The organism is Methanobrevibacter thaueri (assembly GCF_015062905.1).
In the GTDB taxonomy this organism is placed as follows: domain Archaea; phylum Methanobacteriota; class Methanobacteria; order Methanobacteriales; family Methanobacteriaceae; genus Methanocatella; species Methanocatella thaueri_A.
In genome coordinates, this window is sequence record NZ_SUTK01000010.1 from 36,662 (window position 1) to 45,719 (window position 9,058).

5 protein-coding genes are annotated in these 9,058 nt (G+C 36.7%); 1 reads left to right on the plus strand and 4 read right to left on the minus strand.

Translation table 11 applies throughout. From position 1 onward, the window contains the following. Nucleotides 1-48: 48 nt before the first annotated feature. Entirely contained in the window at nt 49-900 is an 852-nt protein-coding gene (locus E7Z79_RS03475; protein WP_303738587.1) for a phosphoserine phosphatase, read from the plus strand. Here E7Z79_RS03475 and E7Z79_RS03480 read toward each other — a convergent pair. The 4 genes from E7Z79_RS03480 to E7Z79_RS03495 form a co-directional block, all read right to left on the minus strand. Next, complete coding sequence (locus E7Z79_RS03480) at nt 897-1,178, minus strand: zinc ribbon domain-containing protein (protein WP_303738588.1); 282 nt, start codon at nt 1,176-1,178, stop codon at nt 897-899. The two genes, E7Z79_RS03475 and E7Z79_RS03480, sit on opposite strands and share 4 nt — an antisense overlap. Before the next feature lie 50 nt (nt 1,179-1,228). Beyond that, nucleotides 1,229-2,473 (minus strand): bifunctional 5,6,7,8-tetrahydromethanopterin hydro-lyase/3-hexulose-6-phosphate synthase, encoded by a 1,245-nt coding sequence (locus E7Z79_RS03485; RefSeq protein ID WP_303738591.1) that lies wholly within the window; start codon nt 2,471-2,473, stop codon nt 1,229-1,231. A 52-nt stretch (nt 2,474-2,525) separates the two neighbouring features. After that, complete coding sequence (locus E7Z79_RS03490) at nt 2,526-4,349, minus strand: threonine--tRNA ligase (protein WP_303738589.1); 1,824 nt, start codon at nt 4,347-4,349, stop codon at nt 2,526-2,528. Between the two features lie 340 nt (nt 4,350-4,689). Continuing rightward, a partial coding sequence (locus tag E7Z79_RS03495; protein ID WP_303738590.1) for an Ig-like domain-containing protein occupies nt 4,690-9,058 on the minus strand: 4,369 nt, incomplete at its 5' end.

Sequence of the window (9,058 nt, forward strand, 5' to 3'; positions counted from 1 at the left end):
TTATTAAATCAAAAAAACAAAAGTATATTATCAGAAATAGGGGATAATATGAAAGTAGGGAATGGTATCGTAAAAAAGTATTCTAGAGAGTATAACCGAACACTGAAAAATGGTGAACGGAAGAAATATACCACAGAGCAGATACAAATTACAGTGCCGAAAAATGAAGACATCTATGAAAACAAGGAAGAAGTTCTTATTATCCCAAATTCAGAAATTGAAAAATTCAAAAGTAGAGAGGAAGAGATAATAGTATTGAGAATAGCTAATTATTTACATGTTGAGGAAGTGAAAAAATTGGAAGAACAACTTAAAAATACTAATCAGGCGCCTACTTTGGAATTTGAAAAGGAAATTAATGAACTTAAAGCTGAAATTGCACGTAAAGATGAAGCGTTAAGTGAAATGGAAAATAAATACCAAAATTTACATCAGGACAATATTGATTCACTTAAAAAAGAAAATGAAAACATCAAAGACAAACATTCCAAATTAATCGTCGAAAACGAAAACCTCAAAACCAAGTTTGTCAACATCAAAACCGAAAATGAAAACCTGAAAACCAAATATTCCAGCATCAAGGAAGAAAATAAAAACCTGAAAACCAAATGTTCCAATTTAAAAGAAGAGCACTCCTCAATTCGTGAAAGCTATAATCAGGTTTCCATAAAATATGACCATTTAAAACAAGAAAATCTCAACACCAAAACCAGCTACGCTGAAATATATGAAATAAATGAAAGTTTAGAAAAAGATTATGATTCACTTTTAGATGAATACAACGATTTGGTTGATAAATTCAATGACGTGCAGGATGAGCTGTATAACCTCAAAACCCATCAATCCCGCGATGACTATATCGCAAGCAGAGTTAAAGAATTTATGCTAAACAGATCCTAAAGAGTTTTATAGTCATCTTGAAACTCTGGATTCCACCTTTTTAGACTTGGAATGAAAAATGCAGTGATTCCAGTCGCTTGAGTTTCCGCAAGTCTAGGATTTTTTTCCATCATCTCTTTTGTTTTTCGAACAATCATCTCTTCTAAAGTTATGTCCGGTTCTGTATACTCACCGTTTTGATAGCAGTCCTTACAAAATTCAGGGTTTAGACTGCCGTCCTTATTTGTACCGTAATCTTCTTTTACAATAGGTTGTCCGCAAGAATTACAAAATCCCATAAAAAAACTCCTTTAAAAAAAAAATAGTTGTAAATTAGAATGAATCTAATTTACTCTTTGTCTTTCACTTCAATGTTTTCATCCTCATCCATTGCAAGTCTCATGTTGTCTGGATCTGGGTCAAAGTGTTCTAAGAAGTCTTGTGCAGCTCTTCTTACATCTCTTGAACCGATAATGTATCTGCCTGCAATAATGATGTTTGCGCCTTTTTGGATAGCTTCTTCAACATTATTAGGTTTGATACCACCAGCAACAGCGATAAGACCTTTATTGCCGAGGATTGCTTTGATATCCTTAATATTACCCCATTCAGTCATGTCACTTACATCTTCACCGTGTTCGGCTCTGTATGATTCCATGTCAACATTTCTGTGTAATAAAACGATATCTGGTTTTAAATCATCAGGAAGTTGTGCTAATTTTTCTTCAAATCCTTTGACGTTCATCATATCAAGGATGGAATAGATACCTTGTTTTTGGGTTTCGTGAATTGCTTTTGCAATTGATTCGATTGTACCGAGGCCTGAAATTGCCACTGCGTCAGCGGTTTCATCTGCTGCCATTTTAACTTCAACACGACCAACGTCTAAAGTTTTCAAATCAGCAATGATGAATGCATCTGGGCGTAAAGCACGGATTTTGCCGATGATTCCAACACCGAATTTTTTGACTAAAGGTGTTCCAGCCTCTAAAAGGATTCTGTCGTTGTCAGGCAAGTCGTTGATGATTCTTTCCATTGCAGCTTCATTGTCGAGGTCAAGTGCAACTTGCAGGTATGGCGGACTCCATAATTTTTTGACTTTGAATCCCATGATTGGGTGAGTTCCACGGTCTTTTTCTGCAAGAACTTTATCAATGTCTGGATATCCTTCCATTGCTCTTCTGATTGCGAGTTTAGTTGCTCCATAGTTGTATTGATAGATTTTTCTGAAGTCTTTTGCGGAAGGGTCAATGAATACGCTTACGTTGATTACAATGTCCTCAACGATGTCTTTTGGAATGTATCCATCTTCTACTGCATCAGCAACTGCTCTTGCAACTGCAGTTTGTGCAGGTCCAAATATTTTGCTTGCATCATCTAAATCTCCAACAGTTACTTTAGGAATGATTAAAGTAGCTGGTTTGGTCATTAAGTTAGGTCTGATTACACTTGTTAGTGGAGTGTGGCCTACAGATAAATTGGATAAACCGTTTGCAAATGCTTGACCGACTGGTCCTTGCTTATCTCCAATTAATAAATCAATATGTGCTAATTCAGGGCCATCTCCAATAAGAGCTTCTCCTATTTTATACATTGGGTCCATTAAATTTCCTCCATATTATACTATAATTTTTATTTTTAATAAACTATTGGAAGTTAATCCTTCTTGAGATGTCCTTAGGTAAAGGCAATCTTCTGAAAGGTTTTCCTTCACATTTAGCATTAATTTCATCAATTAATTCGTCAACTGTCATGTCGACTTTTTCACCGGTTTCACGTACGGTCACCTGGAATTTACCGGTTTCAGCTTCCTTGTCACCAACGACAAAAATGTATGGAATCCATTCTTTTGAAGCGTTACGGATCTTTTTACCTACGCTTTCATCCCTGTCATCAATGTCGACACGAATGTTGGAAGCGTTGATTTTTGAGTATAGCTCTTCTGCAAATTCCTTGTGATTCTCTCCGACTGTCAATATTCTTGCCTGAATAGGGCTTAACCATGTTGGAAGCATTGGTGCGCGTTCATTAATCTCCAGTGCAGTCTTTTCAAGCATTGCACATAATACCCTTTCGATACTTCCGGTTGGGGAGGTGTGCAATATTGTAGGATTGTGCTGCTCGCCGTCTTCACCGAGGTAGGTGATGTCAAATCTTTTACCGCTTTCAACATCGATTTGAACAGTAGGGTTTTCAATAGGACGGCCTAATGCATCGATGTTTGCAAGGTCGATTTTACATACCCAGTAATGGTGTCTTTCAGGTAAAATCTCCAATAGAATCGGTTTTTTGAACTTGTCGGCAATCTCATACATCCATTCTTCGTTTTCATCAAAGAAGTCCTGGGTTGCCCTGAAAATGACTTCAAAGTCCAAGTTCAAGTCCACACCGGTTTGCATACACATGTCGGTCTGTTGGGAGAATTCCTCAAGGGATGCCTGAACGTCGGTACAGAATGAGTGGCAATCAGGCATTGTGAATGCCCTTAATCTTTTAAGTCCGACAACTTCCCCTTTTTTCTCGTAACGGAAACTGTATCTGGTCAGTTCGAAGATTTTTGCAGGGAAATTTTTCCATGTGAGATATGAATCGGACATCAGTCTGAATGCTCCGAAACATGCTGCAAACCTGAGCATCAGTTTCTTTTTGGTGTCTGTCCTGTACTGTCTTTCACCAAACTTGTATGCATGCTCATATATTGCCTGATTGTCCAAATCGTAAAAGATCGGAGTTTCAACAGGCATTGCACCACGTTCAACGGTAAGGTCATAAACGTAATCGGCTAAAAGGTCCCTGATCAGTTTACCTTTAGGGTACCATCTAAGGTTACCTACATCGGAAGCAGGTTCATAGTCACAGATTTCCTTTTCCCTCATCAGTTTGACGTGAGGAGGTTCGCCTTCATCAGATGCTCCGCATCCGAGCTCATAGTCTACAAGCTGTTTGAAAGCCCTGTTCTGGAAGTCGAAATCTTCGATTTGAGTAATTTTGTTTCCTTCAAGAATTTGCCATTTGGAAGGTTCTCTTTCAACCTTTTCCTCTTCAGCATCGGCTGTGATTGTTCTTGAAAGTTCACTTAAAGGGTGTCCTTTACAGGAGATTTCAAACGCCTTATACCATCCGAAAGGTACTCTTTTTACGGTCAAGTTTTCAGCCAAAAGCGCTTCTTCTGCATCTTTCAAAATTTGAACAGCGACTTTTGGAGAACCTAATGAAGAAGATAAGTGAGCATATGGATATAACACTATGTTTTCAGCTTTAACTTGATCATTAGTTTTTATGACTTCTTTAACTAGATTTTTAACAATACCTTCTGGATTATCTTCGTCATCTTTTTCAACAGCTGTAAATACTACTAAAGAATCATCAAAGGAGCCTTCTTTTTTGGCTTCTTCAATATCCTCGGCTACAGGTGTCTCTTTTTTCACATTGTAGTTTAAATAATCAGAATGAATAAGAAGTATTCTCATTTAATCACCATATATTAGTGATTAAATTTTTGATTTTAATATTATATAAAAATAGTTAATTTTAAAAAAATTATTGGAAATTTATTTCAAATTTCGATTTTCGAACTTCATCTAGAATGAGATCTCCCTGCTTAAGACTTGCACATGAATTGGAAAAAATGCATTGAATACAACTACAATTTAATGAAAAATGTGACTGATTAAATAAATAGTTATGTCAGTAGTGTGGTGAATTATTAATCGTATCTTAATTTTAATTGGTTGGTGTGTTGTAATTCGGTGTTTCGTTTTGGCAAGTATATATGAAAAAAATAAAAAAAGTAATAGAGATTAAAAATCCCTATTTTTTAACTTTCATTCTTTTGGTAATTTTGTCTTTACCGTAGCTTATGCTGTATTTGTATTTTTTACCTGCTTTAAGGTTTTTGAGAACATACTTTTTGATTTTGAATGTTGCAACACCTTTTTTATTGATTTTGGCTTTAATCTTTTTGCCATTGACTTTTAAAGTTAATTTTTTACCTTTAAGGAATTTGCCATTCACTTTATTGGTTTTAACTTTAATCTTATTGACTTTAGATTTTTTAACTTTTATGTATTTAGCCTTAATCAAATGTTTCACATTAACAGTATTTTTAACTGTTACGCCTTTGTAACTGGCTGTGATAGCATATTTTTTAACTTTCACTTTAGTGTCAAGTTTCAAGGTTGCATAACCATTCTTATCTGTTGTAACTGTGTATGTTTTGCCGTTGTATTTGACAGTAACCTTTTCACCAGCGCCAACTGCCTTACCGTCTCTTGTTACAAGAACTTTGTAGTACGCATTGGATGAGTAAATAACATTTACATTCTTGTTGCTTGTAATCTTGTAAACAGGTTTTTTGACAGTAAAATTGCTTGATTTGGAAGCACTGGAGTATTTACCGTCACCGGTGTAAGTAACAGTTACATTGTGTTCGCCTTCAGACAAAGCAGGTACTGTTACACTAGCGGATCCGTTTTGTAAAGCTGCAACATATTTTGTTCCGTCAACATCCACTATGAGGAAACCATCAGCATCTGCCGGCAGGCTAATTGAATAGGTAGAAGGTGTTTCGGTATCTCCGCTTTCAGGAATAGCCAATGCATCTTCAGGCAGATTTGAAGGTATGGAAACTTCCTTGGTTGTTGTTGCGTTGACGTATTTGTCATCACCAGTGTATGAAACGGTTGCAGTGTAGTTTCCAGGAGCCAATCCAGGAACAACGACGGTTGCAGTACCGTTTTTAACTGGAGCGTAATAATGTTGACCGTCAATATCAACTAACAGATATCCGCCAGCATCTTCAGGCACGCTGATTGAGAATACGGTATCAGTACTGTTTTCTGGGAAGTTGACATTGAAATCAAATGTTGGGTTTTCAGATACTGTAAATTTGGCAGTTGCTGAATCTCCGGTAAACATGTTATTTTCAGCATTTGTAATAGTGACGGTGTAGTTGCCGACACTTAATCCTGATAAGACAAGTTTGCCGTCTTTGATTTGATATGTTTGTTTAACTCCGCTTTCATTCACTACAGAATATGTTACAGTAGTTTCATTTTCAACTGTGTATGAAATTTCAACTGTGTGTCCGAAAGTTACATTGGTAATAGGGTCAATAGTGACTTTTGAACCCGCTTTATCAACAGTTACGGTTGTGTTTACAACTTCAGATGCGTTATAATGGTCGTTACCATTGTATTTTACGCCAATTTTGTGTTCGCCTTCACCTAAATCAGGGATGCTTACTGTTGCATTAGCGTATTCATCATCAAGCACGACAGTTGCATATTCAGTACCATCAATATAGATGGTTACATTACCGTTTGCGGAATCAGGATTCATATTAACTGTGATTGTAGCGTTCTCTCCGACTAAAATGTTTTCAGTGACATCAGTGATTTCAACAGTTGCTGCACGTTTAGGCACAGTGAATTTGATACTGTTGCTTGCATTGTTGAAGTTATCATCACCTAAGTAGGTTACCTTGATTTCATAATCTCCAGGAACGATATCGGTTAAATTTAAATTGCTGATACCATCTTCAAGATTTTCTAAGCGTGCAACACCATAACCTTCAATCAAGATTTGACCGGTTGCTCTAGCAACTGTTAGGCCTCCAGTGATATTGCCTACGAAAATTGAAACAGCAGCAGGTTCTTTATTATTTATATCTGGAATAACCGCAATAAAAACCATAGGATCAGCTTTGCTTACTTCAAATGATTTGAGATCATAAGCTGAAGTATAATTATTATCACCATCGTAGATTACATAGTAGGAGCGTTTACCAGCATTGACAAAATCAGCAGGCACGGTAATGTTTACGGTACCATTGATTAAATCGTAACCCATTTGGTTAGTCGGTTCGCCATCGATTAAAAGCATTACTTTACCGGTAGCATTTTCAGGTAAAACCACTTGAACTACAACATTTGCATCACCGGCCTTAATATTTGGGCTGATTTCGGTTTGCATTGTAGGTTCTGCCTTATTGATAGTGAATTCTGCAGGAGCAGCACTGAAAGTGTAGTTATCATTAACATCATTTTCGACTACAACAAAATATTCGCCAGCGGCTAAGTTAGGCAATACAAGGGAACCATCGTATTTACTGACATTAGCGTCAAAAGTAACATAATAAACTGGTACTAATCCTCCATAAGCAACATTAATTTTTATAGTAGTTGCGTTTAAAACTGTGTATCCAATAGTTACATTATTTCCGTAGGTAACTTCAGCAATAGGTTTAATTTCAACGGATGATTTGGCTTTTTTTACTTCAACAGTGGCCATGCCAGTGTGAGAAGTATATCTGTTATCACCGGAGTATTCTACAGCGAACAACTCATAAAGACCCGCGCCTAATCCTGGGATTTCTACAACAGCAATTCCGCCTTCAACAGTTTCGTTGAATGTTCCTACACCTGGAATAGTTACGGTCACATTACCTTCTGCATCCATTGGAAGTTCAACAGTTACAGTAGCGTTTTCGCCATAGATAACGGTGCTTCCTGAAATTTGGATAACATTACCCGCATCGATTTTGTTTACAGTGAGTATTTGTGAAATGTTTTCGGATGCAGTGTAGTTTTCATTACCTTTGAATTGAACTGTAATATTGTAGTCACGTGCTTCAGGTAACCACTCTGGAGTTATCATAAAGCTTGCAACGTTTGAATCCCATTCGGCAGGACCCATTAAAATATATTCTTTGCCATCAACCCAAATGTTTAAAACAAATACATCAGATTTAGCACCAATAGTGGCGGTAAATTCAGCATTTTCACCGATGTTAATGTCATCCGGACCGGTAAGATCGATTGTAGAAGCTGCTTTAGCCACTTTAACTATTTCAGTGTCATTCATTGTATTTATATGTTCTTCATCGGGCAGATAGTATACTGTAATAGCCCAACCGTTTTCATTAGCAGGCAAATTAGGAACTTTTATTGAGGCAAAACCAAGAATAGTAGTGTCCAATGAGAATATTCCACCAACACTAAGGCCGATTCTGCCATCCAATGGAGTGCCGTCGGCTTCTGTTAAAGTAATATTGATGACTGCATCTTCACCGTAGGTAATGTCCTCAACAGTCACATTCAAGATTGGGAGAGGATATAATACAGTGAACAATCCAGTAGCGTAAGCGCCATTGTAATTGTCATTTCCAGGGAAAATTCCTAAAGCGGAGTAATGACCAGGAGCCAATCCGGATACGTTGAATGAACCGGTTCCGTTAGAAACTGTTACAGTGTATTCAGCGTTGTTTACGATTACATTAAATGTTTCGTTTAATCCTTCACCGTTGACACCTAATAAGGTTACATTTATAGTGACATTTTCGTCGGATAAAAATTTACCTTTAGTATTAACTGTGAATTCTGTTACGTTTAAATTTGAAACTTTTAAGATAAATGTTGTTGGTTCTATAGGATTATATTTTGTATTTCCGTCCCAAGATGCATTAACAACATACTCTCCAGCAGGTAAATCAGGAATGGTTAAAGTACCAATACCATTTGTAATTTTAACCTTATATTCTACATCATTAACTGTTACTTTAAATGGAGTAGCACTAGTGGCCGCCCAGGAAATCTTAGGAGCCCCTTGCTTACCAGTTAGATTAATAGTTATAACCACATCATCAGGTCTGGAAACATTCTGATAGGTAACTTCCAATGAAGCATCTGCCTTAATCATAGTAATATATGAAGAGTTAAGGTTAGTATTTGCATTATAACTAGCGAAGTATTTTCCTATAGTGGTCCTAGAAGGAGTAAGCAAACCAGATTTTTGATTAACAAGATAATTGTCCATAGTATAGAATCCTGTTGCTTCATCAAGAGTTAAAGTATAACGAGTCCAGGAATCGCCTAAATCAATTGTTAAAGTAGGTTCATCAATTCTAATCAAGTTTCCATTATCATCAGTGATTTTTACAACAATAGGAATGGTATCATAATACTCAACAGTAACATCTTGATTATCATTAACAATTACCCATACATGAGTATCGATTTTACCAGCGCCGGAAGAATAAATTCCTGAAGCATCACCTTCAACAGTGTTGCCAGTTAATTTTAAATTACCGCCATTATAGAGAGAACCTCCAATTTCAGCGGTATTGTCATCGGAGAAGTTACAATTGGAAATAGTAGCGTCATCATCATAACCGGCTATG